General features: G+C 68.1%; 20 protein-coding genes and 9 pseudogenes. 14 read left to right on the top strand and 15 right to left on the bottom strand.

Translation table 11 applies throughout. The annotated features are described in order from the left end of the window. The first annotated feature begins 431 nt into the window (after positions 1-431). Positions 432-1688: a thymidylate synthase gene (locus tag IPZ69_RS15425; RefSeq protein WP_235454686.1), complete on the top strand. Its 1257-nt coding sequence runs from the start codon at positions 432-434 to the stop codon at positions 1686-1688. 28 nt (positions 1689-1716) lie between these two features. On the opposite strand, the pseudogene IPZ69_RS15420 reads toward IPZ69_RS15425, so the two are convergent. After that, positions 1717-2061: pseudogene (locus tag IPZ69_RS15420) on the bottom strand (MBL fold metallo-hydrolase); the annotation flags it as partial. Positions 2062-2805: 744 nt separating this feature from the next. On the opposite strand from IPZ69_RS15420, the gene IPZ69_RS15410 reads away from it, so the two are divergent. Further along, a complete protein-coding gene (locus IPZ69_RS15410; RefSeq protein WP_235454685.1) occupies positions 2806-4380 on the top strand; it encodes a COG1470 family protein in 1575 nt (524 codons plus the stop codon). Positions 4381-4818: 438 nt separating this feature from the next. Continuing rightward, positions 4819-5133, top strand: a pseudogene (locus tag IPZ69_RS15405) (GNAT family N-acetyltransferase); the annotation flags it as partial. Between the two features lie 208 nt (positions 5134-5341). On the opposite strand, the pseudogene IPZ69_RS47770 reads toward IPZ69_RS15405, so the two are convergent. From IPZ69_RS47770 to IPZ69_RS15395, 3 genes and pseudogenes are all read right to left on the bottom strand, one after another. Next, positions 5342-5983: pseudogene (locus IPZ69_RS47770) on the bottom strand (ROK family protein); the annotation flags it as partial. A 181-nt stretch (positions 5984-6164) separates the two neighbouring features. After that, positions 6165-6851, bottom strand: coding sequence for an SDR family oxidoreductase (locus IPZ69_RS15400; protein WP_235454684.1), 687 nt, complete (start codon positions 6849-6851; stop codon positions 6165-6167). Then, on the bottom strand, positions 6848-7504 hold the full coding sequence (locus IPZ69_RS15395) for a hemerythrin domain-containing protein (protein ID WP_235454683.1): 657 nt from the start codon (positions 7502-7504) through the stop codon (positions 6848-6850). The genes IPZ69_RS15400 and IPZ69_RS15395 overlap by 4 nt, the downstream gene beginning before the upstream one ends. Positions 7505-7608: 104 nt before the next feature. Here IPZ69_RS15395 and IPZ69_RS47405 point away from each other — a divergent pair, with 104 nt between their 5' ends. Further along, positions 7609-8220, top strand: coding sequence for a TetR/AcrR family transcriptional regulator (locus tag IPZ69_RS47405; RefSeq protein ID WP_235454682.1), 612 nt, complete (start codon positions 7609-7611; stop codon positions 8218-8220). On the opposite strand, the gene IPZ69_RS15385 is transcribed toward IPZ69_RS47405, so the two are convergent. The 3 genes and pseudogenes from IPZ69_RS15385 to IPZ69_RS46955 all read right to left on the bottom strand — a co-directional run bounded on the left by IPZ69_RS15385 (position 8213) and on the right by IPZ69_RS46955 (position 9083). Then, a complete protein-coding gene (locus IPZ69_RS15385) occupies positions 8213-8353 on the bottom strand; it encodes a hypothetical protein (protein ID WP_235454681.1) in 141 nt (46 codons plus the stop codon). The two genes, IPZ69_RS47405 and IPZ69_RS15385, sit on opposite strands and share 8 nt — an antisense overlap. A 55-nt stretch (positions 8354-8408) precedes the next feature. Beyond that, positions 8409-8717, bottom strand: a pseudogene (locus tag IPZ69_RS47765) (MmyB family transcriptional regulator); the annotation flags it as partial. A 237-nt stretch (positions 8718-8954) separates the two neighbouring features. Further along, the gene (locus IPZ69_RS46955) at positions 8955-9083 is read right to left on the bottom strand and encodes a hypothetical protein (protein WP_268834606.1); all 129 of its coding nucleotides are present in this window, start codon (positions 9081-9083) and stop codon (positions 8955-8957) included. A gap of 5 nt (positions 9084-9088) precedes the next feature. On the opposite strand from IPZ69_RS46955, the gene IPZ69_RS15380 reads away from it, so the two are divergent. Then, entirely contained in the window at positions 9089-9673 is a 585-nt protein-coding gene (locus IPZ69_RS15380; RefSeq protein WP_235454680.1) for a DinB family protein, read from the top strand. A gap of 9 nt (positions 9674-9682) precedes the next feature. Here the strand turns inward: IPZ69_RS15380 and IPZ69_RS48080 are convergent. Continuing rightward, positions 9683-10170: pseudogene (locus IPZ69_RS48080) on the bottom strand (IS6 family transposase); the annotation flags it as partial. 244 nt (positions 10171-10414) lie between these two features. Between IPZ69_RS48080 and IPZ69_RS15370 the strand changes: the two are divergent. Together IPZ69_RS15370 and IPZ69_RS15365 are read left to right on the top strand one after the other, a co-directional pair. Further along, positions 10415-11767 carry a hypothetical protein gene (locus IPZ69_RS15370; protein ID WP_235454679.1) on the top strand — a complete coding sequence of 451 codons (1353 nt, stop codon included), beginning with the start codon at positions 10415-10417 and terminating at the stop codon, positions 11765-11767. Between the two features lie 425 nt (positions 11768-12192). Next, positions 12193-12744, top strand: a pseudogene (locus IPZ69_RS15365) (transposase); the annotation flags it as partial. 467 nt (positions 12745-13211) lie between these two features. Here the strand turns inward: IPZ69_RS15365 and IPZ69_RS15360 are convergent. After that, a complete protein-coding gene (locus IPZ69_RS15360) occupies positions 13212-13922 on the bottom strand; it encodes a TetR/AcrR family transcriptional regulator (protein ID WP_235454678.1) in 711 nt (236 codons plus the stop codon). Between the two features lie 186 nt (positions 13923-14108). Here IPZ69_RS15360 and IPZ69_RS15355 point away from each other — a divergent pair, with 186 nt between their 5' ends. Then, the gene (locus IPZ69_RS15355) at positions 14109-15161 is read left to right on the top strand and encodes an alcohol dehydrogenase catalytic domain-containing protein (RefSeq protein ID WP_235454677.1); all 1053 of its coding nucleotides are present in this window, start codon (positions 14109-14111) and stop codon (positions 15159-15161) included. A gap of 85 nt (positions 15162-15246) precedes the next feature. On the opposite strand, the gene IPZ69_RS15350 is transcribed toward IPZ69_RS15355, so the two are convergent. Then, on the bottom strand, positions 15247-15690 hold the full coding sequence (locus IPZ69_RS15350; protein ID WP_235454676.1) for a hypothetical protein: 444 nt from the start codon (positions 15688-15690) through the stop codon (positions 15247-15249). 193 nt (positions 15691-15883) lie between these two features. On the opposite strand from IPZ69_RS15350, the gene IPZ69_RS15345 reads away from it, so the two are divergent. Next, the gene (locus IPZ69_RS15345) at positions 15884-16630 is read left to right on the top strand and encodes a phosphotransferase family protein (protein ID WP_235454675.1); all 747 of its coding nucleotides are present in this window, start codon (positions 15884-15886) and stop codon (positions 16628-16630) included. 108 nt (positions 16631-16738) lie between these two features. Here the strand turns inward: IPZ69_RS15345 and IPZ69_RS15340 are convergent. From IPZ69_RS15340 to IPZ69_RS15330, 3 genes and pseudogenes are all read right to left on the bottom strand, one after another. Beyond that, positions 16739-17187, bottom strand: a pseudogene (locus IPZ69_RS15340) (transposase); the annotation flags it as partial. 4 nt (positions 17188-17191) lie between these two features. After that, positions 17192-17417: pseudogene (locus tag IPZ69_RS15335) on the bottom strand (IS3-like element ISMyma3 family transposase); the annotation flags it as partial. Between the two features lie 247 nt (positions 17418-17664). Beyond that, positions 17665-17949 carry a hypothetical protein gene (locus IPZ69_RS15330; RefSeq protein WP_235454674.1) on the bottom strand — a complete coding sequence of 95 codons (285 nt, stop codon included), beginning with the start codon at positions 17947-17949 and terminating at the stop codon, positions 17665-17667. A gap of 221 nt (positions 17950-18170) precedes the next feature. Between IPZ69_RS15330 and IPZ69_RS47395 the strand changes: the two are divergent. Next, positions 18171-18515, top strand: a pseudogene (locus tag IPZ69_RS47395) (WhiB family transcriptional regulator). Between the two features lie 9 nt (positions 18516-18524). On the opposite strand, the gene IPZ69_RS15315 reads toward IPZ69_RS47395, so the two are convergent. Then, a complete protein-coding gene (locus IPZ69_RS15315) occupies positions 18525-18725 on the bottom strand; it encodes a cytochrome P450 (RefSeq protein WP_235454672.1) in 201 nt (66 codons plus the stop codon). Between the two features lie 37 nt (positions 18726-18762). On the opposite strand from IPZ69_RS15315, the gene IPZ69_RS15310 reads away from it, so the two are divergent. Then, positions 18763-18984, top strand: coding sequence for a hypothetical protein (locus IPZ69_RS15310; RefSeq protein WP_235454671.1), 222 nt, complete (start codon positions 18763-18765; stop codon positions 18982-18984). 675 nt (positions 18985-19659) lie between these two features. Here IPZ69_RS15310 and IPZ69_RS15305 read toward each other — a convergent pair. Then, positions 19660-20055 carry a hypothetical protein gene (locus IPZ69_RS15305; protein WP_235454670.1) on the bottom strand — a complete coding sequence of 132 codons (396 nt, stop codon included), beginning with the start codon at positions 20053-20055 and terminating at the stop codon, positions 19660-19662. Positions 20056-20252: 197 nt separating this feature from the next. On the opposite strand from IPZ69_RS15305, the gene fabI reads away from it, so the two are divergent. From fabI to IPZ69_RS15290, 3 genes are all read left to right on the top strand, one after another. Then, the gene (gene fabI / locus IPZ69_RS15300; RefSeq protein WP_235454669.1) at positions 20253-21044 is read left to right on the top strand and encodes an enoyl-ACP reductase FabI; all 792 of its coding nucleotides are present in this window, start codon (positions 20253-20255) and stop codon (positions 21042-21044) included. A gap of 149 nt (positions 21045-21193) precedes the next feature. After that, positions 21194-22372 carry a zinc-binding alcohol dehydrogenase family protein gene (locus IPZ69_RS15295; RefSeq protein WP_235454668.1) on the top strand — a complete coding sequence of 393 codons (1179 nt, stop codon included), beginning with the start codon at positions 21194-21196 and terminating at the stop codon, positions 22370-22372. An 11-nt stretch (positions 22373-22383) separates the two neighbouring features. Next, a complete protein-coding gene (locus IPZ69_RS15290; RefSeq protein ID WP_235454667.1) occupies positions 22384-23730 on the top strand; it encodes an NAD(P)/FAD-dependent oxidoreductase in 1347 nt (448 codons plus the stop codon). Positions 23731-23744 lie beyond the last annotated feature (14 nt).

Raw genomic sequence — 23744 nt, 5'->3', positions numbered from 1 at the left:
TGCCGTGCCCATCGGTGCAGGGTGAACGATGCCGGACGGCCGCGTGCGGCCATGAATGAGACCGGAAACTGAGACGGCCGAGTTCGCGATTGGTGAGCCTTGCTGTGCCTTGCCGTCGCCCGGGGCCGTTGATGTCAGCGTTGGATGTCAGCGGGACAGCTTCGGCACCGGGCAGGCCCCCAAGGGCTCATCAGGCCGGTCGGCCCAGCCTCGCCAAATATGTTGTCCGGAGCACTTCCACGGCGATTGGCAGGTCCGCCGGCCATCGTCATCCCGTTTGGAGAGCACGAGACCGCCGGCGAGCCTGGCGACCGTGGCCACTTGGCGTCGGGCCAGGAGAAACCGCAGTCGCTGACGGCACCAGCCGTCCGTTGCACACGTACGGCGCTCAGCCACGCGCGCCCCTCGGCAGGAGCTCGTAGCCTTGGTTCATGGCGGGAGCCACATCCGACAGCGGTCCGGACAACAGCCACCAAAAGGGTGACGTCTCCGGGCGAACCCCTTCCAGCGGCTCGGCGCTCACGGTCCCCGCGGCCGAGAGCGGCGTCGGGGCGATCCAGCTCCCCGCATGGGCCAAAGCCCTGGGCTGGTGCGGTGTCGCTGGGCTGATCTACCTGCTGATCTGTGCCGTGAGCATCATCAGTCGCGGCTTTGCGGGGCTGGGCAGCGACGCAGCGCACACCATGTTCGCCTTCGCCGCGCACCCGTGGGTCGGGCTGAGCGTCGGCGTTCTCGGTACGGTCCTGATCCAGTCGTCGACCACGACGACGGCCATCGCTGTCACCGCCGTAGGGTCGGGCGCGTTGCCCATCGAGGGCGCGATCCCCATCATTCTGGGCGCGAACGTCGGCACCACGGTGACGACGAGCCTGGTCGCACTGACCTTCGTCGGCGACCGCACAGAGTTCCGCAGGGCGCTGGGCGCCTCGACCGTCCATGACTTCTACAATTGGCTCGCGCTGCTGATCTTCTTCCCGATCGAGCTGATCTGGCATCCGCTGCAACACATCAGCGGGACGTTGACCAATGCGCTGTACGGCACGGACTGGCTGCCGAACCCGGCCCACTTCAACTTCATCCGGGCGGCCACCAGGCCGGTGGAACACGGAGTGATCCACGCGACCTCGCACGTCAGCAGCACACTCGGTCCGCTGTTCACCATCGTGATCGGCGCCGTGCTGATCCTGATCGCCGTCCGCTACCTGGGAAAGCTGCTCAAACTGCTCATGGTCGGCAAGGCCCGCGACATTCTGATCAAGGCCGTCGGCGGCAACGCCTATCTCGCCATGGTGTCAGGGATGGGAGTAACCGTCGTCACCCAGTCCTCGACCATCACCACGTCCGTGCTGGTCCCCTTCGCCGGAACAGGCATCCTGACACCGGCGCAGGTGTATCCCGTCGTCGTCGGCTCCAACCTCGGCACAACGTTCACGGTGGTCTTCGCGGCGTTCGCAGGCGTCGGACAGGACGCGAAGATCGGCCTGCAGGCAGCCTTCGTGCATCTGATCTACAACCTCTTCGCGATCATCGTGATCTACGTGATACCGCTCCTGCGCCCCGTGCCGCTGTTCTGCGCCGAGAACCTCGCCCGCATCACCTCCGAGCACCGGTGGGTCCTCGCCGTCTACCTCGGCACCGTCTTCATCGCACTGCCTGCCCTGGTCATCGTGCTGGTGGGCGTGCTCTGAGAACGGCGTCCGACGACTGAACCCGGCAGGAGTACGAGCGCCCGGTCGCGCCGGGTCCGCCATGGAAGATGGCGTCGCCGGTGAAGACCGCACCCGACGCGTGGCCCGGGGCCTGCAGCCCCGTGAGGTCGATACCGGCCGCCGTGGTGAACTGGCCGTCGGCCAGATGGGCGTCAGGGCCACGGTCGGGGTGAGGCAGCTTCCACAGCGGCAGGTCGTCACGATGCAGCCAGATCGTGGCGCCCATGCGGTCGGCCAGGGCAGGCGCCGCATCGATGTGGTCGTTGTGGGCGCGGGTGTACACGATGGCCGTCAGACGGCGGTCCCCGACCGCCTCAGCAATGGCGTCGGCGTCATGGGCCGCATCGACAACATGGGTGCTGACCAGGCGAAACTCTGCGCAGCCTCCGCCAGCGCTGCCACCATCACCTACTTGCAGAACAGCGCGGCGACGCCCTTTTCCGGTAGCCCCCTGGAATGGCCCCGAAGGGCCCCACCGGCATCGTCCTCCTCGTCGAGAACGGCGAGAACGGCGAGAACCGCGAGAGCGGACGGGCGACGAGGCGGGGAGGGCGCAGATGTCGTACGCCATCCGGGCCGAGGGTCTGATCAAACGTCACGGGGACAGGGGCGCGCTGGACGGCGTTGACCTGGAGGTCCCGGCCGGCAAGGTGATCGGTGTGCTCGGGCCGAACGGGGCGGCAGGACCTCCGCCGCACGTCCAGCACGGGCCGCGCCCGGCAAACCCAAGCGGAGAACGCCTGTTCGGCGCTCCCTCGTGACCGGTATGTGGAAGGTGAAACGACCTTCCGTACCTCGCGCGGGGCACAACTGCCTGCCCTTCTGGGCTCCGGGCGCGGCTCCGGCACCGCACGGGTGTCTCCGGCTCACCGGGTACGGCCCTGCCTGGTCAGCGGCCCGATACCTGTCGGCGCCCGTCAGCACCTGTCGGCGTGAGGCTTTCCCGCTGGTCCGACGTCTGCCGGGCATCACCCGGCAACCCGCTGCGGGACAAGGGGCCGCTTCGGGCCGGGAGGGCAGGGTGAGGGGATGATCGGGCAGCGATCAGATACGGAGGCCTGTGTTCTGGCGGTGCCTCAAATCGTACGGTCGCCTTGTGAGCCTTTGGACTGACCTGGAACCCGCCTCCACCACCGTGGACCCGGGCGGCACCGCCACCGTGCGGTTGCGGCTGCGCAACACCGGCGATGTCGTCGACGAGTACCGGTTCATGCCGGTCGGTGACATCGCACCGTATGTCACGGTGTCGCCGTCGACGCTCCGTATCTATCCGGGCACCACGGACTCCGTGGAGCTCACCTTCGCGCCGCCCCGTACCCCCGACGCGGCCGCCGGGCCCCACCCCTACGCGATCCAGGTCATCCCCACGGAGCAGCCGGAGGCGACCACCGTCCCCGAGGGTAACCTCACCATCACCCCCTTCACGGAGATACGGGCGGAACTGGTCCCGCACACCGTCAAGGGCCGCTTCCGGGGCCGCCCGAAGCTCGCCATCGACAACATCGGCAACACCAAGCTGACCGCCTCGGTGAACGGCAGCGACAACGGTGACCAGCTCTCGTACGACATCCGCCCGTCCAATGTGCAGATCGAGCCGGGCCGGGCCGCCTTCGTCAAGGCCACCCTCAAGCCGCGACAGATCACCTGGTTCGGCGGCAAGGAGAACCGGCCCTTCAGCCTCGCGGTGCAGCGTTCGGGCCACGAGCCGATGGCGGTGCCCGGGACCTATGTGCAGAAGGGGGTCCTGCCCCGCTGGCCGGCGGCCTTCCTCAGCCTCCTCCTCGCGCTGCTGATCACCTTCGTGGTGCTCTGGCTGGCCTTCAAGCCGCAGGTAAGGAGCCTGGCGACCGAGCAGATGGCACCGGTCGACGTCACCGCACTGCCCAGTCCTCCCATGCCGGTCACCCTCCCGTCCCCGACGGCGTCATCGGCCGCCTCGGCGCCGCCCGCCGCGCAGTCCGGTGGCGGCGGGGGGTCCAAGTCCGGCGGAGGCGGCGGAGGAGGAGGGGACAAGTCCGGCGGAGGAGGGGACAAGTCCGACGGCCCGCACGGCCCGCTTCCCTGGCGGCCGGGTGACGGACCCAACATGTATATACAGTTCGCCCAGGTCCGGCTCTCCACCCTCTCCGGCTCCGACCCCTGCAAGCTCACCGAGCACGTCACCCTGGGGATGATGGACGGGCCCACCGTGACCGCGCTGAAGTGCTTCCAGAAGGCCAACGACAAGCGGTACGACGGCTTGACCGTGGACACCGACGGGCTGGGCAACCTCGGCCGGTCGACGATGACGGCACTGAAGTTCGCCCACTTCGGCTCGGACACCTCGGTCGTCCAGCCGGGGCAGAAGAACCCCGACGTGCTCTGGATGACAAGCGCCGTCCTGTGGGCCGACACGGAGGTGTTCGACGACGGCGCCTCCTACGGGAACGGCCTCTACAACCGCGCCGACAACATCTACCTGCTCAACACGCAGCCGCACACGGACTTCGAGGCCAATCAGCAACTGTCGGACCTGATCGGCCACTACCAGCGGGACGTGGGCCTCACGGTCACCGGAAAGGCGAACGACGAGACCTTCGCGGCGCTGCACGCCGGGCGGGTGAAGAACCAGTACGCCCCGGGAAAGGTGACGTCCAAGAACTTCGCGCTGCCGCCTGTGCCGGGGGGCTGACCGACGCCAGGGGCCCGCCCCGGCACGCAGCCAGGCCAGCCGGGTGCGCGCCGGGGCGGGGCCGCGGTCACGTGCGTTCCGCGAGGGCCTCGGGGCGGCGTCCGACGGCCCGGTTGCTGGCGATGGTCGTCAAGGCCGGGCGCGGCGTCACTCAGCAGCTCTCCGATGCGTACTCACTTGGCGACCCGGGTACGGCTCCCGGGACACGAGACCGGATCAATCCTAGTTACGACGGCTGGATGGCGCGTGCCGCGCAGCGTCGGCAGCTCGAGCTGGCTGTCTTCGCAGGACCGGAACCATCCAAGATGGACTGAGTGGCGGCCGGAGGCATTGAGTTGGGGCCTTCAGGTGACGTCAGTCCGTTGCGTCAGCCGTGAGCACGTGTTGCTTTACCTCGGCGCGGAGCCCCGCGAATCGATCGTCGAAGGCGTGCCGTGATTCGTAGCCGTCGGCGCCGACGAGCATGGAGGCCGGGTTCTCGGGTTCTACTCGCTCGTCCTCGCTCCACCGGAGCTCGACCTGCTGTTCGTCGCCGACGAAGCTCAAGGACGGGGTATTGGTCGACTGCTCGTCGCGCACATGCAGTCGGAGGCCCGTGCCGCCGGGCTCGACCGTGTCATGGTCGTGTCGCATGTTCCCGCCGAGGACTTCTACTACCGCGTTGGTGCGGTGCGGATCGGGACCGCGTTCGCGAACCCGCCCGCGGTGCCGTGGGACCGTCCCGAATTCGAGTTTCGCATTCCTTCGGAATGACGCGGTGTACCGATGCGCAGGGCACTGACTTCGCCTGCATGGTGGCCGGCATGCAGGAGCCGCTGGACGCCGCGCGCTCCGTGTGTGCCGCCGTCTCTGCCCCGGCGGGGGGATCGCCTGCGCCGGCGGCCTCTCCCGGCGACTCCCTCACCTCCGGCAATCGAAATCGCGCACACCTCGGCTCGCTCCACACACGCTCGGGCTCGGCGAGGATGTGCCCGAACCCGCCCGACCGGCCGTGAGTGCCGCGGTGCAGCACACCGCCGGTCACCAGGCCGCCGCCGACACGGTCCGACAACTCCAGGTACAGGACGTCCGTCAGGCCCTTGGCCGCGCCCCACACGGTCTCGGCCAGCGCCGCCAGCGGCAGACCGTTGCCGAGCCGCACCCGGGCGCCGAGGCCACGGCCGAGCGTGTCGGCCAACGCCCGCTCGTCGTCGGAGGCGAAGGAGGCGGTGGCAGGGTCTGCCACCGAGACTCCCACATCGCCGAGGGGGCCGAGGCGAGGGACGGCACCGGTCAGTCCTGCGGCCAGCTGTCGTGCGATGGCGATGCGCTCGGACCACGGAGCGGCGGGGGAGTGTGTCCCGCCGCTCCGTCCTGATCTCGTTGCCTGCCACAGTGATCGCGGCCAGCCGGACGTGGTGTCAGCCGAAGTCGATGCCCAGCAGGCGGCCGGCCGCCGGATGGAGAGCGAGCTTCTCCGCAGGGCTGCAGGGCGCCCCGGCCGCCGTGGTTCGGTGTCCGGGACCGTGGCGATCACCAGCCCACTGTCCACGAGCCTGCCGGCGACCTTGTACAGCGTCGTACGCGACAGCCCGCACCGTGCGCCGAGCTCACCTCGCGTCATGGGCCCCGACTCGCGCAGCAACCGGAGTACCTGGTCTGCGTGTTGTCTGCCTCTGTGCGTGGGTGCGGCTGTTGGGAGGAGGGCCTGCTGTATGTCGCGCATCCGTTCGTACGTTCGTGTCGTTGCCGTCAAGAGGTCAGCGCTGGGTCGGCGGATGTGGCACTCGGTGAGTACCGGGCCGTCAGGTGGCTAGCAGGCCGCCGTCCATGTGCAGGTCGTGGGCGTTGATGCCGGTGTTGCGGAGCAGGAAGTCGGTGGCGTCGGCGATCTCGGCCATGGTCACCAGCCGTCCGATCGGTGTCTGGGCGGAGTGCGGTGGGTTGGGGACGTCGCGCCACTTGGGGCTGTCGCCGATCAGGCCGGGGTGCAGGGCGTTGACGCGGTGCGGCGCGATCTCCACCGCGAGGGTCCTGACCAGGCCGGTGATCCCGGCGTTGAAGGTGCTGACGATCGTCGAGCCGGGGTACGGGCGCTCCTTGGCCAGCCCTCCGAAGAGCACGACCGACGCCTGTGGGGTGAACCGGTCGCGCAGCACGCGGACGGTCTCCGCGTAGCCGACGAGCTTCATGGTCACTGCCGAGACCGCGTCCGTGATGCTGAACTCCGCGAGTGTGTTGACCGCTTGGCCCACGGCGGTGATCACCAGATGGTCTACCTGGGTCACGTCCGCGAGCGAGGCGTCGATGGTCTCGGGCCGGCCGAGGTCGAGGGCCAGCCCGCGGGTGCCGCCGCCGATGCGCGCCGCTACGGCCTCGGCCCGCGCCTTGTTCCTGGCGGTGACGATGACGTCGTCGCCGCGGCTGGCGAAGTGCTCGGCGATGACGCCGCCCAGTCCGCCGCTGCCGCCGACGATGAGTGTGCTGGTCATGCTGTGAAGGTCCTTTCGGGTTCGGTGGCCTGGAGGCTGCTGAGGGTGGCTTTGGCCTGCTCGCGCATGGCCGGGACGAGGTGCAGGGCGGCTTGCGGCAGGTTGGCGGTGACGGCCGCGAGTTCGCCGGGAGTGCCGACCTGCTCGAAGAAGCCGATGTTGAGGTGGGCACCCACGGGCGGGGCCGAGGCGATGACCGTGCGGGAGAACTCCGCCCAGGTCTCGTCGGACATGTGTGTCGTCAGCGCCGGGAACAGCAGCGGCTCCTCGTGTTCCAGGTGGGCGTGCACCAGGTCGCGTACCGCCACCGCCGCGTCGACGAGTGCCGTCCGCTCGTCGGCATCCCGCACGGGAGCGGCCGCCAGCGCGTCCAGTGCCGCGTCCAGAGCGTCGTGTTCGGCCGCCAGGTCCGCCAGCCCGGCGGCCGCCGCGGGATCCGCGGCGGTCAGTTGAGGCCAGAGCACGTCGTCCTCGCTCTCGTGGTGGTGCCGCAGCGCCGCGACGAGGAAGTCACGCAACTCCGCCAGTGCCGTGGAGGGGGCGGTGTCCCGCTGCGCCGCCTCCGCCAGCAAGGACGTCGCGGCCCTGTGCATCTTGTGCAGCAGGCGGGTCTCGGCGACCGCCGCGCCGCCTTCGGGTGTCTCAACACTCACTACGGGATCCGTCTCGCTAGTTAATATCCAAGTGGATACTAACGTAGCAGTGGCGGCGGACAATGTGTCGCGCCGCCGTAGAGTGATCACATGAAGGAGGTGCCGTGAACGACGCAGATCCGGTCGCCGAGCAGCCGCGCAGGCGCCGGAGGGATCCCGAGGGACACCGGGCGGCCATCATCGAGGCGGCCCGCCAAGCCTTCGCCGAGCGCGGATACGCCCGTACGACCCTCCGTGAGATCGCCGGCCGGGCAGGCGTCACGCACGGTCTGATTACCCGTCACTTCACCTCCAAGGAAAGGCTGTTCCTCGCCGCGGTGCCGGGCAACCGCGACCTGGAGGACGTCGCGGCCGGTGACCCCGCCACGCTGCCCGACCGGATCGCCCGTGCCTTCGTACGGCGACTGGAGACCGACGCCGTCAACGATCCGCTGATCGCCCTGCTGCGGAGCGCGGCGTCCGACCAGCGTGCCGCGTCGGACCTCCTGTTCGCGATGCAGGAGCACAGCACCGCCGTCTACCGGTCCGTCCTGTCACCCGGTGAGACCGCCGCCCCCGGCGACGACCTGGACACCCGCGTCGCGCTCGTGGGGGCGCAGATGATCGGGGTGGCGTTCAGCCGGTACATCGCACGGACCGAGCCTCTCGCTTCGATGCCGTCCGACCAGCTCGCCGAACACCTCACGCGGATACTGCGGGGCGTCCTCTTCAGCTGACCTCCTCGATCAACCGCCGGAGGCGGTTCAAGCGGTCCGTGGTCGGCGTGCCCGGCACGGGCTGCAGCAGGAGCAGCCGCTGCCGGGACAGGGGGCCGGCGAGGACCACACAGTCCAGATCGAGGCGTCCCACCTGCGGGGTCGACCACGGACTTCGTCGAGCAGTGCAGCGTCGACACCCGATGCCGGTCCCACATGTCGGCGAACTCCGCACTTGTCGCGCGCAGATCGGCCACCAGCGTCGCGGCGGCGGAGTCGTGGCCGCGCTGGGCGAGGATGGCCCTGAGGTCGGCCACGTACGACAGGCTGGTCGCCTCCTCCTCCTCCTGCGGCGATGCTGAGCGCAGCACGGAACGCCAGTGCGCGGAGGTGAACCAGTGCCAGGTCAGGTTCCTCTCGTGACCGGGGCCCTGCACTCCCGACACTCCCTGCGCAGCGCGGCCTTCGACGCCTACCGCAAGAAAGAGATCCCCTGGCACCAGAACCCGAGCCGTCATCCACGAAGGGGCCTGGCTGCCCCCGCGATCGTCTTCCGCGCGCTCGGGAGGATCTCGGGCAGATCGAAGAGGATACGGCGTGCCGAAGCGGATACGGCGTGCCGGAAGACAGCATCGGTCAGAACCCGACTTTCAGCACCGCCCAGGCGCAGGCCTGTCAGGATTGCCGCCGTGGACCGCATGCCCGAATGGGCGAAAACACTCTTCGGTTTCTATGTGATCACCTTAGAGGTTGTCTCACGTGGCAAGTTTCGCGAGCTTCTTGTAGCAGGTCAGGGCGGCGGCCATGGCCTGGCCTCGGCTCTGCCAGTCGTTGCGGACCACATACGGGATCTTGAGACCACGAGCAGCCCATGGCAGGCTCATGCCACATGATCGATGCATTCGCGAAAGGCAACCTGCACGGGAGACTGCGGCGGGACCGCAAAGCGCTGCTCTGGAAACTCGACGGCTTGTCCGAATACGACGCCCGCCGACCTTTGACAGCGACCGGGACCAACCTCCTCGGCCTGGTCAAACACGTGGCCACCGTCGAGGCCAGGTACTTCGGCGAGGTCTTCGACCGCCCTTCCCCGGAACCGCTGCCCCGGTGGCAGGACTCCAACGGCAGCGATCTGTGGGCGACCGAGCACGAGACCCGCGATCAGATCATCGGGTTCTACCGGCGCACGTGGGAACACTCGGACGCGACGATCAACGAGCTTCCCCTCGACGCCCCCGGCCACGTGCCGTGGTGGCCGGAGCCTTATCCCAACACGAACCTGTTCGCCGTCATGGTCCATGTCCTCGGCGAGTCCATCCGGCATGCCGGGCACGCCGATATCCTGCGCGAGGGCCTCGACGGCCGGACCGGGGTGCGCGCCGAAAACGAGCAGCAGATCGACGAGGAAGCCCGTGCAGTCTACTGCGCGAAGATCGAGCAGGCCGCCAGGTCGGCCGCACCAATCAAGGCTTAGAGGTGCCTAGTGGCTGTTCTCGGCCCGGTTGTTCAGGCCCTTGTGGGAACGGTGCCTGACGGAGGGCATGAGGGAGCGGTGAGCGGTGCCGCAGCTCTTGAGCTTGTCGGTGACCAGCACCCTCGGCACCCTCTGCTGCTTCTTCATCACCTTGGCCATGAATCGCTTCGCGGCCTTCGCGTCCCGCTTGGACTGCAGCAGGATGTCCAGGACGGTGCCACGGCCCGCCACAGGTAGTGCCGCACCCCGTTGGTCTTCACGAACACCTCGTCCAGGTGCCATTTGTCTCCGGCCTGCGGCCGCCCGCCGCGCAACCCTGCGGCGTAGTGGGAGCCGAACCGGTCGCACCACTGCCGGATGGCCTCGTGGGAGGCGGTGATCCCGCCGGCCAGGAGCAACTCCCCGGCCTCGCGGAAGGAGAGGGGGAAGCAGTGGTGCAGCCATATCGCACTGCGCGGTTGTGCTGCCGCCTCGCGAGCCGTTTGTGGCACCAGCACATCCCAAGCGGCCAGGGCTACGAAAGGTTCCGGACCTCACCAGCTCGCCAGATTCGGACAAGCTGTGATCTTTGGATCAAATCAGCCTTCTGTCCTTCTCTGTGATTACGCTGAGCGCAAAGAATGTCACTCTGTGCTGATTGCTGGCCGTCGGGTCACTAGCGTCGCAGGAGCCCGGCGGGGCACGCCTGACGGCGGCTGTCGTGGCCGCGTGCCGCCGTCACGACAGTCAGGAGAGAACACGATGGCCACCGAGGAATTCGTGACTGGGGAAGAGAACAGTACGGCTCCATCGGGCACCGGTCAGCCTGAGCCGTCGCCGCAGGCTGTAGATGAGGCCGAGGCGGCGCGTAAGGAACTCGCCGCCCGTGGACTGGAAGCCTGGGCCGTCACGAAGTGGTGGGGCTTCGAATTCCACCTCAACTCCGAGGCGGCCGACGTTGCTGGGCAGATCGCCTCCCTCGTCGGTGCCGTCGCCGGAGAGATCCTTCCGCAGCCATTCGGCAGAGTCGTGGAGGCGTACTGCGAGCTGAAGGAGCGGTGGATCAGCGAGGTGGACAGGGGCCATGGGGTCAAGCTCGTCTCTCCGTGGATTGCGCCGGGGATGCTGATCCCCATCGGTAAGGGGCCTGGTGAGGACCCCCGCCTGTGGTGGACCGTGTTCGAGCCGAGGAGCGGCTGGAACGAGGATCAGAAGTTCCGCGCCCACGTGAGCGCCTCGAACCCTGCCCTGGCTGAGCTCGACGGCCGGCTCTACTGCGTGCACCGCGGCGCCGGCGACGAGCGCCTGTGGTGGATGACGTACGACCCCGACAAGGGCTGGAGCGAGGACCGGCAGTTTCCCGCTCACGCCAGCAGCGACGGCCCGGCCGTGGCGAAGTTCGGCGGCAAGCTTCACGTCGTCCACCGAGGCGGTAACGGCGACACCAGTCTGTGGCATACCTTCTCCTCCGACGGCACCGCGTGGAGCCGCGACGAACGGCTGCCCGGTCACCACAGCTCACGTGGCCCGGCGCTGGCCGAGTTCGGCGGCGAACTCCATCTCGTCCACCGCGGCGCGGGCAGCGACCAGCGCCTGTACCACGCCACCTACAACGGCAGCTCCTGGAGCCCCGACACCCAGCTGCCGGGCCACATGAGCGCCGCGAACCCGGCCATGGCCGAGTTCGGCGGCAAGCTCCACCTCGTCCACCGCGGCTCCGACAACGACGCCCGCCTATGGCATGCCACCTACGACGGCAGCTCCTGGAGCACAGACACCGCGCTGCCCGCCCACCACAGCCTGGAAGGTCCGGCCCTGACTGTTTTCGACAGCAAGCTGTACTGCGTCCACCGCGGCTACGGAGGCGGTGACCAGAACCTGTACTGGGCCACCTGCAGCGGTACCTCGTGGAGCTCCGACCAGCTGTTCCCCGGTCACAACAGCGCTGCCGGCCCGGCCGCCGTCGCCTTCCGCGACCCGCGCGGCACCAAGAACCAGCTCCTGGTCGTACACCGCGGATACGGCCTGCAGGCTGCCGGCACCGACACAGCAGCGATGGAAGAGCTGACCGCCAGCGAACAAGCCGCCGCCGGAGAATCAGGCGCCACCGCGTAAGACGCGGACCAGGACGGAGTGCCCAGTCCCGGCAGAGCCCGGTCTGGGCACTGTGCAGCTGCCAGTAGATGCGATGCGCTGCGCCCACCCTGGACCAGCCACCACAGCCCTGGTGCTGGCTGGCTGTCGGTCGACCCCTCACATGTGGCGCTCGTCCACCAGTCAGCGAAGGTCCGCCTGGGGAATCAAGCAGAGCAACTCTGACTGGGCATCTAGCGATGGTCTATGTCGGTAAGTAGCTTTCATGGCCGTCAGGCTTGAGGCGTTTGCCCTATACGCGCACCCTTGTGTTCATCGAGCTGCGAACTTGGCCGCCCGTTTACTCCGGTTCTCGTGCACGAAGTCCGTCTGGTTTGAAGGTCAGCCAGAAACGCCCAGCAGCAGCGGAACAGCACCGTCCGCCGCATCCATGATCACGCTACGGCGTGAGCCATCGGAAGCCGTACCCCAGTGACCTGTCCGACGCCCGATGGGCCTTAATCGAGCCGACGTTGACGGCCTGGAGAAAGGCTCGGCTCGACCGCAGGTCCACCGGGCAGCCGGCCAAGGTCGACCTGCGCGACGTATTCAATGCACTCCTCTACATCAACCGCACCGGAACCCCACGGAAATACCTCCCGCACGACTTCCCCAATCACGGCACTGTCTACGCCTACTACGCCGCCTGGCGCGACGAGGGAATCCTCACCCAGCTCAACTACGACCTGACCGGCCTGGCCCGCGTGAAAGAAGGACGCAAGCCCGAACCGGCCGCTTCCGTGATCGACACCCAGTGCGTGAAGACCTCCACCATTGTGCCCCTGACCAGCCAGGGAACCGACGCCGCCAAGAAGACCGTCGGAATCCAGCTCCTTGACCAGGCCAAGAAGACCTACCCGACCCTCTCCAAGAGCGGGGTCGACACCGGCTTCAAGAACGCCGTCATCGAGCACGGCGCCAGACTCGGAATCGACGCCGACCTAGGACCAACCCGACCTGCCGTCAACCCAGACCACCGCCGGATTCAACGAACTACCGGTAGTAGGCAGCACTGAAAGGTCAGGCCGATGGACTTGGAACGCCGGACTGGGATCTGTCGAAAACCCGCGGAGCCAGTCGCCGGCTTAGCGCGCAGGACGCTGAACCGCCGTTTCCTGATGTCAAAGGGGGCCTGATCGGCATCGTGGAGCGCACCCACAGCCGCCCAGCAAGGCACCGCTTGACCCTGCCGGCCCAGCCGTCCTCCGAGTACCCCATGGCACCTTGCTATTTCCAGCGGTGTGCACGTGGGCCACGCCGAAGGTCCCGCAGAGGATAGGGAGCATCTCCCGCCCTGCCGGAGGCAGATCACAGCGGCACGAACGCGGCTGCTCGCTCTCGCTCTGGAGCGGCGCAAGCTCCCGCAGCGCGGGGAGACATGGGCGCCGCAATGCCCGCCGCTGTGCGCATCGGCTGCAAGGGCCGGTCAGCGAGTTGAGGCCTGCTGACGGGTCCGACCCTTCGGGCCTCGCTCGTGCAGCAATCGTGCGGTCTGCTCGGACACCGGTGTGGCCAGCAGTGCGGTAACCAGGTCCACCAGCCTGCTGGTGAACAGCCGGTCGTCCCTGCGAGGGCGGGCGGCGGCACGGGCGGCGAGTTCGGCGTGGCAGAAGCGCATGGCGGTGAAGCGGGTGTGGAGCACCGTGGTCGACTCGGTAGCCAGCAAAGGCTCCACCAGGCGCCGCCACGCGAAGATGCTGGACCCCTTCGTCACGACGACCTCCACCAGGGCTTCTGGCCGGTTGAGCAGTTCGGCCACGATCTGCAGGAACTCGCGGCCGCCGTCGGGATCAGCGAGTTTCGCGGCAGCCGGCAGTACCAGGGCGGCGGCGAGGGAGCGAAGATCGGCGGTCCCGCTGTCCTCGTACTGCTGCAGCAGTACCTCCCGGCGGGCATCCACCGCAGGGAGGTGCTTGTCGAGTATGGCCCGCAGCAGACCCGCCCGGTCGCCGAAGTGGTACTGCAGGGCCATCGCGTTTCGCTGGCCGGCGGCCCGCTTGATCTCGCTGAGCGACACGCCGTCGATCCCTCTCGCCGCGAACAACTGCTCGGCGGCCCGGATGAGTTTGCCGCGGGTGTCACGGGGCTCCCGGCTCCGAGACGGCGCGGCCTGTTCGGGCATCTCTTGGGCTGTCACGGAGCCCATGATAGCCTCTCATGCCAAAATGATACGGTTGCATTAAATGTTGATCCAAGCGTCTGAGGCGCGAGGGAGACCGGTCCATGTCCTGGGGCTTCCAGCCGACCCCCATGCTCTGTACCTCTCCACTCCGGCGTCCCCGTGCTGCACCGGCGCCGCCCCGCGCCCGGACGGAGGAATCCCATGAAGGCATTGACCTACCAGGGCCGCCACGACATCCGCTACGGAGACGTCCCCGACCCGGCCGTCACCAGCCCCACCGACGCGGTCGTCCAGGTCACCACGGCCGGCATCTGCGGTAGCGACCTGCACATCTACGGCGGCAACGGCTTCAGCCCGGAGACGGGCTACACCCCGGGGCACGAGTGCGTCGGGGTGGTCGTCGAGACCGGCAACCAGGTCACCCGCTTCAAGCCCGGCGACCGAGTCCTGGTTCCCGCCTCGGTCGGCTGCACCCTGTGCAGAACCTGCGCGGCCGGGCTCACGGCCCGGTGCGAGCGCGCCCAGTCCCCAACGGACCTCTGCTACGGAGTGAGCCCGCAGCTTCCGGGCAGCCAGGCCCAGGCCCTGGCTGTGCCACACGCCGACGTCAACCTGGTGCATCTGCCCGAAGGAGTCTCCGACGAAGCCGCCGTCGTCCTTACGGACAACGCTCCCACAGCCTGGTACGGCTGCCGCCGCGCCCGTATCCAGCCCGGCGAAACGGTCCTGGTCATCGGCCTCGGCCCCGTCGGCCTCATGGCCGCACAATCCGCCTTCGCCATGGGCGCCGCCCGTGTGCTGGGCGCGGACCTGGTCGCGGAGCGCCGCGCCTTCGCCGCCACCCTGGGTGTCGAGCCGGTCGAGGGCGAGGACGCACGGACAGCCATACGGGAGATGACCGCAGGACGCGGACCGCACGCCGTGGTAGAAGCCGTGGGCTCGGACGCCACCATCGAGCTCGCCCTCAAAGCCGTCCGGCAGGCCGGACGAGTCAGCGTCATCGGGGTCAGCCATAACAAGGCCTTCCCGTTCCACATGGGACTGGCCCAGGTCAAGGAGCTGGAGTTCGCCATCGGACTGTGCTCGATCCACTACGAGCTCCCTGCCCTGATCGCCCTCACCCAGGCCGGCCGGATCACACCGGAGGTCGTGGTCTCCCACCGCTATGGCCTCTCCGAGGGCCCCGCAGCGTACGAGCTGTTCAACAGCCGCGCCGACGGTGTCCACAAGATCCTTCTCAACCCTGCCCGTTGACCCGTTTTGGTGCTGCTGCCGCTTCACGTCTTCCGCGCCGGCGGCAGCACGAACCCCCGGCCACCCGTCACACGCCGGGAAGCGTTCAAGATCCGCGCCAACCCGCGCCGTCGGAAGCATTCCCCACCGGGCTCCACTCCTGGTCGTACCGCGACCACCACCGCCCACCGGCCAGCGCGCACTTCGGCCCGATCTTCGGCGCCTCCAGGGCCTTGGCGAGGATGACATCCTTGCGGGTGTTGCAGCCGTCGGTGGGGTTCAGTCCCTTGTTCCAGTGCCCGAACTGCTCGCGGCTGTAGCCGTCCCGGGAGCCTTCCTCTGCCTGTTCGATCCAGGCCAGCGCCGGGTACAGGGGCGCGTCTGCTGCCGAGGGCGGTGGGAGCGTCTTGCGAGCCGAAGCGGGCAGGGCAGCGGCCGACGGCCGTTCACCGGCCGGCCGGAGCGGGCCGGGAGTTGCGGTGGCGGGGGCGGCCAGGGGAATGACGGACAGAGCGAGCGCGGGCAGGGCGCGCAGCACGTTCTTGATCACGGCACGGGTGTACCGATGCCGAATGGGACCCGCCCGCGTTCGCCGCCGTCACTCAAGGTAGCGCTCGTGTAGATGCGCCTTTCAGAGGTCGGTGTCGTGCACGAGGCCGCTGGGTAGCGGGACGCGGTCAGCCGCGTAGTCGCACGCGAAATCCCGGCGACGTCGGCGAACATCCCCGGGATACTGGTCGCCGATGGATGAGGTCAAAGTCGTCGTCGCCCATTCAGAGCGCGCGACTCTGCGCGTGGGCGACGTGTTCCTGAAGGTGGACGCCGATCAGGCACGCATCGACGCCGAGGTCGAGGCGATGTCCCTCGCGCCGATCCCGACCCCGGAGGTCCTGTGGCGCAAGCCGCCCGTGCTCGCGACCGCCGCACTCCCGGGGACGACGCTTGGGCGCCTCGGCGGGCCGTCGGCCGGGTCGCCGGCGGCGTGGGCCGCGGCGGGCGCCGCCATCCGGAAGCTGCACGACGCGCCGCTACCGCCCCGGCCGGGCCGGGCCGGCCGGAGCATCGTCGCGCTGGCGGCGGAACTCGACGACGAGTGCGAGTTGCTCGTGACGAACGGCGTCCTGCCCGCCGACCTGGTCACCCGCAACCGCCAGGTCGCCGAGGCCGCCCTCCGGCCGTGGAGTCCGGCGTTCACGCACGGCGACCTGCAGATCGCGCACGTCTTCGTCGACGGCGACGAGGTCACGGGCATCATCGACTGGTCCGAGGCGGGCCAGGGTGATGCCCTGTACGACCTCGCCACCTTCACGCTCGGACACGAGGAGCACCTCGACGACGTCATCGCCGGCTATGGCACCGACATCGACCGCGACGTGATTCATGCGTGGTGGTCGTTGCGAAGCCTGCTGATAGTTCGCTCGCTGATCGAGCACGGCTTCGACCCCTTCGCGCCGGGCTGTGAGGTCGACGTGCTGAGATCCCTGATGTGAGGCTGCGCGGGCCCGACTGCCACGTATGCGTTCTGACGCATCGAGCAAGCCATCCCCTGGGGCGCATCGCCTGCCCTTACTCTCAACAAAGTGCCGTGCGCAGTCGTCGCGTCGCCGGCAGATGACGGCGCAGCCGAGGGTGACGAACGCGTGGTGGATGTCGTCGCGGATCTCCGAGCGGATGCGCAGGCGGCGGAACCAGTGCAGCAGCGCGATCGTTCCTTCCACGACCCAGCGGTTGACGCCCAGGCCAAAGCCGTGCCCGGCGCCGCGCCGGGCGATGTGCTGGGTGATCTGGAACCGGCGAACCTTGTCCCGGTAGACCTCGTGGTCATAGCCGCGGTCGGCGTACAGGTGCTTGAGGCGGCGCAGTGGCTGGCCGCGCTTGCCGCGGATCGGCGGGACGGCCTGGATCAGCGGGAGCAGTTGGGTGACGTCGTTGCGTTGCCGCCGGCGGTGATTGCCGCGAGCGGGATGGCGTGCGCCTCGACGATCAGGTGGTGGTGCTTGCTGCCGGCCTTGCCCGGGTCCACCGGGGACGGACCGGTGGCCGGCCCGCCCCCGCTTGATCTCCGCGGCCTCCTTCGAGGTCACCCCTGGGGCGCTGGCCGGCGTCGACTTCGGACTTGCGGACCCGCGTCCGCACCGTCTCAGCGGAACCGATGCCCAGCTTCGCGGCGACCGCCTTCATCGCAGCCCGCTCAGTCGGGTAGTTGGTGCGGATCTCCGCGACCATGCGCACCGCACGCTCACGAAGCTCGGCAGGGTAAGGCGATGGACGGGCTATGACTCGATCCTCTCAGGGAATCGAACCTCCACCAGCCCCGGAGCGCTTCACCTTCACCGCGGCACGTTTTGCCGTCGGTTCCGTTTTCGTGTGTCGAGCCTCAGTTGCCCCTCGCCGTCCTGCGGCGCGAGCTGGCCAATTCCAGGATCGCCCCGTTCCGCGAGCGGCTCGCCCGTTCGCTCCGCACCGGTCTGTCGGGTCAGGAGTAGCCCGCGAGCCGGGGGTGCGGAGCGAACGCCACGTGCCGTCAGGCGATGAACAGGCTCATGCCGGGGGCCGGTCGTACGACCTGACCTGGCAGCACGGCGCGCGTCACCTGTCCGGTGCAGTTGGGCCCTGACCACACGAAGGCCACCTCGTCTGTGAGGTTGGTGACCTTCGAGGGCGCGAAGTCCCCGAGCGGGAGGCAACCCGACGGGTCCGTGTGCAGCGCCCCGTCGATGATCAGCACGCCGTTGGCCGCCTGTGCTGTGCCCGGCGTCGCCAGCGCCAGTGTCAGCGTTGCCGCACATGCTCCGAGCACCCACGTCACGCGTCGCGTCCCACGCATCCGTCGTCCACCCGTCTCTTCCGTCTTGCCACGATCACTGTTCGTCACTGAAGGTAGCTGGCTGCCACGTTAGGTGACACGGTGACACGGCAGCGCAGGTGACGATCTTTTCTGCCCGGCTGCGGTTGCCGTACGGTCTCGCATTCGTGTTCCGCGTGTTGGGGGAGCGGGGCCGGTTGGTCGGGGAGAAGGGTGGCATCAGGATGGGCACGGACGAAGGGTGGAGCGAGCACGCGGCGTGCCGTGCGGCCGATCCGGATGAGCTGTTCGTCGAAGGCGCCACCCAGACCCGGGCGCAGACCGTCTGAGGAGACCGCAAAGTGCGGACCGAGCGCCTCGCCTATGCCCTCAACCACCGGATCGAGCACGGGGTCTGGGGCGGTATGACGGAGCGGGAGCGGCATGCCCTGGTGCGGCGTCGTCCGACGGTGTCCCGACGGCCCGCGGCACCCGGTACGCCAGTTCCCCCCAGCCTGGATGAGATATTCGGCAAGGGCGGCGTTGTCGCGGTGCTGGGTTTGGATTCCTTTTGTGGTTACGTAATATAATGCGCTGGCTCATGCTGGAAGGTTTCGCCCGTGCAGGTCGATCGACTTGGTGGCGCAGCGGAAGGTCGCGTCGCGTACGGGCGAGTCGTAGCGCAGGAGTTCCTCGATGGCGGTGGTGAGCAGCCCTGGACCGGTGTCCTGCGCGGTGAGGCGCGCGGCCTGCTCGGGGTGACCGAGCAGGGCGAGCATTCCGTTGCCGATCAGGTTCATGGTGGTGTCGTGGCCGACCAGCAGCAGAAGGTAGGCGGTGGAGCGCAGCTCCTCCTCTGTCTGGCGTGTCGAGGCGGTCGGGGACGCCGAGGATCGCGCTGATCATCCGGAACGTCAGTGGCGCCGCGAAGTCCGCGATCAGGTCGATGTGCACGCTGTGCTCGATCCCGTCCAGCAGGCGGTGTCCGGCTTCGGTGATGAAGGGTTCCAGCATCGCGATCCGGCGAGGCACGAACGCCGAGTTGACCAGAGCGCGTAGGCGAGTGTGGTCGGGGGGATCGGCGTGGACCAGGTGTCGGTTGAGCCCGGCCGGCCCCGGCACGTATCCGGGAACGCGGCCCGGGTCCTTGCTCAGACGGGGATCGGTCAGCAGGGCGCGTACGTCCTCGTACCGGGAGATCTGCCACACGGCAGGCCTGCCGGGGCGCCGCGCCAGGTGGGTGGGTGCATGACGGCGCAGCCACGCGAAGTACGGGTACGGATTACGCAGCCGGGCCGCCAACAGGTTGGCGGGTGGGTGGGCGGCGGTCGGGTCGGTCACTGCTTCTCCGGCACTCGGCGTCGATCGACTGACTGACACCCCACCAACGAAGGCCCCGACGCGAGGATGTGGCGCAGACCGGCCCTCATGGCGCACCCCGTCCCACCGGGGAGGAACAGGAATGCGCCGAGCGCACGCGTCCCCCAGGCGACGGAGTTCTCCGTGTACTGGACACCCGATTGGGTGAAGTAGCCGACGTTCGTGCACGCGGGGGAGTGGGAAGTTCGGCGGTCATTGGCGGACGCGGGCGCCGTGGCGAGGAGAGTAACCGGAAGGGGCGCGGCGCAGGCGGAAGTGCCGGCCTGCTGAGGGGACTGCGATGCAGGCCCGGAAGCCATTGGTCCGTACCATCTAGGTCAAGGGATGCGGCGGGGGTCGGCTCTTCGCCGGAGGTCAATACTCGGTCATCTGGTGCACCTCGGCCGTGAGGGCCTCGAACTCGGGGGACTGCAGGGACGGCATCATCGAGCGCAGTCGTGCGACATCGCCGCCCGGCCGGATCTTGCCGGTGATGAGGCCGACGAGCGCCTTGATCTCACCGGTAGTCAGTTTGACGCTGGTCCTGTACGCCATCCGCAGCGAGCACATGGGCTGCTCCAGCCTGCCGCGCCTGGCCTCGACGAGTCGGCCGTCGCGGATTCGGAAGTAGTACTCGATGTCACTGCCTTCCGGATTGTCCTTGATGATGTGCTGGATCTCCACGTTGAGCCCCGGTTTCTCGGGCATTCGCCAGCCCCGTTTTTCCAGCTCCGCCAGATACTCCGGGGAAAGATACTTGATCTTCGGCATGTCACGCTCCAGAGGCTTCGGTTCCAGGACCGTATCGGCTGCTGCCACCGTAAATCCTCATCCCTGGTGGGGAATTACTTGATCTCGATCACCGGGAGTCCCCTCCGAAAGAATGAGGACGTGCGGCCGTATTCACCGGGCTCCGGCACGTGAATTCTGGAGGGCTCAGAAGCCGGGACGGTCAGGGGAGCGGAGCCATGCTGCTGGAGAACAAACGTCTTCTCATCACCGGTGTGCTGACCGAGGCCTCGATCGCGTGGAGCGTTGCGCGGCTGGCGCAGGAGCAGGGTGCGGAGCTCGTGCTGACCGGCTTCGGGCGCGGACTGCGGTTGACCGAACGGGTGGCCAGGAGGCTGCCACACCCGCCGGACGTGCTGGAGCTCGATGTGACCCGAGAGGAGGACATCGCCGCCGTCGCCAAGGACCTCGACGCCCGCTGGGGGCGGGTGGACGGCCTGCTGCACGCGGTGGCCTTCGCTCCGCAGCACACCCTCGGCGGGGGTTTCCTGACCGCACCCTGGCCGGACGTCGCGACGGCGGTGCACGTCTCGGCGTACTCGTTCGTCGCCATGGGCCGGGGTTTCGGCGGGCTGCTGGCCAGGTCGGGCGGCGGCTCGCTGGTCGGCCTGGACTTCGACGCGACCGTCGCCTGGCCCGCGTACGACTGGATGGGAGTCGCCAAGTCCGCACTGGAGGGCTGCTGCCGCTATCTGGCGCGTGATCTGGGGGCCCGGGCGACTCGGGTGAATCTCGTCGCGGCCGGCCCACTGCACACCGCGGCGGCGCGGGCCATTCCTGGGGCGGAAGCGGTGAGCGGACCGTGGGCGCACCGTGCTCCGCTGGGCTGGGACCTCACCGACAGCGAGCCCGTCGCCCGGGTGGTCTGCGCTCTGCTGTCCGACTGGATGCCCACTGTCACGGGCGAGATCGTGCACGCCGACGGAGGGGTGCACGCGGTCGGTGCCGCTCCCGGTCCCACCAAAGGATGAATACTCATCCTTTGGTGGGAGGCCGGTGAATTCATCAGGGCGATGGAAGACGGGCGGAACGCTTCGAACGTAGATTCCGATGCGTCGCTCCGAGGGCTCGTGAACGCCCTGGTGCGGGTGATTCCGAACTCACCGAGGGGTCAACACAGGTGATCACCACCGAGGCATGGGTATTGCATGCGGGACCCGCCGGAGCGGAATCCGGAAATCCCGTTCCCGGGAAACTGGTGCGAGAGGAATTCAGTTTTCCGGATATCGGCGAGGACGAAGTTCTCGTGGAACCGCTCTACGGTTCCTGGGAAGCCAACATGAGTCATGCACTGGAACGTGCCCCGGTCGATGTGTGCCGGCAACGTGGCGAAGACCGCATGGTCATCGGGAACTTCGGGGTCGTACGAGTGGTGCGACCGGGCAAGCGCGTGACCCGGGTCAAGGAGGGTGACCTGTGCCTGATGCAGGCCTTCGCCCGCACCGACGACCACGGCTACGTCAAGTTGGTGCATGCCTACGACGCCCCGGGCACCATCGGTGTCCTGGCTCGCCGGACGAAGATCTGTGAGCGGCTGCTGTTGCCGCTGCCGGACGACACGCGCTATTCGCTCCAGCAGTGGGCCGCGTCGTACGGGCGCTACTGGACGGCATGGGACAACTGGAAGGTCGCCTACGCCTGCTGGCGCTCCCAGGTGCGCGTGAGCCCGGCGGACATGGATCCCCCGCCCCTGGCGTTCGGCTGGGGCGGGGGCGTGGCCGTGGCCGAGCTCGAACTGGCGCAACGCGCGGGCTTCCGGGCCGCGATGGCCTCCGGGAATCCGCAGCGGCTCGCCGAGATCGAGGCGAAGGGCATGACCCCGGTGGACCGCCGCCTCTTTCCCGACCTCGACCACGACGAGGACCGCATGGCGGCCGACCCGGACTACCGGCGGCGCTACCGCCAGTCCGAGCGGACCTTCCTCAAAATCGTGAACGAGCTCAGCGGGCGCCGCGGGGCCGCCGTCGTCATCGACAACATCGGCAAGCCCGTGCACCGGGCGACGCTGCGGGCCCTGGGCCGGCAGGGCGTGCTGGCCACTGTCGGCTGGAAGCACGGCATGCGGCTGGAGAACGTCCGGGCCAACGAGTGCATCAAGCGCCATATCCATGTGCACACCCACGCCTGCTGTTTCTACGACATCGAGGAGATTCTCGAATTCCAGGAGAGCTCCGGATGGATGCTCGAACTCGGCGACCAGCGTGTCTATGGGTTCGATGAGATCCCCCTGCTGGCTCGTGATTACGCCGAGGGAAATCTTGATTCATATTTCCCTCTGTTTCGAATAAACCAGGACTGAAAGGGAGAGCTGTGTCTGAGGTTGACTTCGATATCGGCATCATCGGTGGAGGTCCGGCCGGCTCCACGGCTGCTTCCTACCTTTCCAAAGCAGGTCTGAGGTGCGTGGTCTTCGAGGGTGATCTCTTCCCGCGCGAGCACGTCGGCGAATCGCTGATACCCGCCACGACACCGGTCCTCGCCGACATCGGGTTCCTGCCGCAGATGGAGGAAGCCGGATTCCCCAGGAAGTACGGCGCCGCCTGGACCTCGGCCACGGAGCAGAACATTCCCACCATGGGATTCAAGGGGATGTCCCACGGTTTCAGGTCCGCGGAGATCGAGTTCCATGAACGTGAGCAGCTCGGCGTCAATCAGGACTACACCTACCATGTGGACCGCGGGACATTCGACCTGCTGATGCTCCAGCACGCCAACACACTCGGAGCCAAGGTCTACGAGGGCATCCGCATCCGCAAGGTGGATTTCTCGGAGCCCAACCCGCGGATCGTGTTCCCGCTCGGCGGCCGCGAGTCCTCGGTCGACGTGCGGATGGTCATCGACGCCAGCGGCCGCAACACCTTCCTCGGGCGGCAGTTGGGGCTCAAGGTCAGCGACCCGGTCTTCAACCAGTACGCCATCCACTCCTGGTTCGACAACCTGGACCGCTCCGCCCTCGCGGTCGACAAGGAGCAGGCCGACTACATCTTCATCCACTTCCTCCCGGTCACCGACACCTGGGTGTGGCAGATCCCGATCACCGACACCATCACCAGCGTGGGCGTGGTGACCCAGAAGAAGCACTTCAAGGCATCGAGTTCGGACCTCGAAGGGTTCTTCTGGGAGTGCGTGGGCAGCCGCCCCGATCTGCGCGACGCGCTGAAGAACTCCCAGCAGGTGCGCCCATTCAAGTCGGAGGGCGACTACAGCTACGCCATGAAGCAGATCTGCGGCGACGGCTGGGCTCTCGTCGGTGACGCGGCCCGCTTCGTCGACCCGATCTTCTCCAGCGGCGTCAGCGTCGCCCTCAACGGCGCCCGCCTGCTCTCCGGCGACGTCATCGAAGCCGCCGAGAAAGGCGACTTCAGCAAGCCCTCGTTCGCCAACTACGAGTCCAAGCTGCGCCGCGCGGTCGGCAATTGGTACGAGTTCATCTCCATCTACTACCGGCTGAACATCCTGTTCACGGCCTTCGTGCAGGACCCGCGGTACCGCATGGACGTCCTCAAGATGCTCCAGGGCGACGTCTACGACGACGCCGAGCCCAAGGCGCTCGCCGCCATGCGGGAGATCACCCGCCAGGTCGAGGAGAACCCCGACCACTTGTGGCACAAGCACCTGGGCTCGCTTCGCGCACCGAGCGCGGCGCCCTTGTTCTGACCGCCGTACGGAAC

It is taken from the genome of Streptomyces olivochromogenes (assembly GCF_021538895.1).
Lineage (GTDB): Bacteria > Actinomycetota > Actinomycetes > Streptomycetales > Streptomycetaceae > Streptomyces > Streptomyces olivochromogenes_A.
Note: the sequence above shows the minus strand (reverse complement) of the source record. Positions and strands in the feature narration are given on the sequence as shown.

Bases quoted from the DNA above. Each gene is read 5' to 3' on its own strand.
- IPZ69_RS15380 (WP_235454680.1), top strand. From the start codon at position 9,089: ATGATCGATGCATTCGCGAAAGGCAACCTGCACGGGAGACTGCGGCGG.
- IPZ69_RS15305 (WP_235454670.1), bottom strand. From the start codon at position 20,055: ATGCCGAAGATCAAGTATCTTTCCCCGGAGTATCTGGCGGAGCTGGAA.
- IPZ69_RS15315 (WP_235454672.1), bottom strand. From the start codon at position 18,725: ATGAACCTGATCGGCAACGGAATGCTCGCCCTGCTCGGTCACCCCGAG.
- IPZ69_RS46955 (WP_268834606.1), bottom strand. From the start codon at position 9,083: ATGAGCCTGCCATGGGCTGCTCGTGGTCTCAAGATCCCGTATGTGGTC.
- IPZ69_RS15355 (WP_235454677.1), top strand. From the start codon at position 14,109: ATGAAGGCATTGACCTACCAGGGCCGCCACGACATCCGCTACGGAGAC.
- IPZ69_RS15400 (WP_235454684.1), bottom strand. From the start codon at position 6,851: ATGACCAGCACACTCATCGTCGGCGGCAGCGGCGGACTGGGCGGCGTC.
- IPZ69_RS15345 (WP_235454675.1), top strand. From the start codon at position 15,884: ATGGATGAGGTCAAAGTCGTCGTCGCCCATTCAGAGCGCGCGACTCTG.
- fabI (WP_235454669.1), top strand. From the start codon at position 20,253: ATGCTGCTGGAGAACAAACGTCTTCTCATCACCGGTGTGCTGACCGAG.
- IPZ69_RS15370 (WP_235454679.1), top strand. From the start codon at position 10,415: ATGGCCACCGAGGAATTCGTGACTGGGGAAGAGAACAGTACGGCTCCA.
- IPZ69_RS15425 (WP_235454686.1), top strand. From the start codon at position 432: ATGGCGGGAGCCACATCCGACAGCGGTCCGGACAACAGCCACCAAAAG.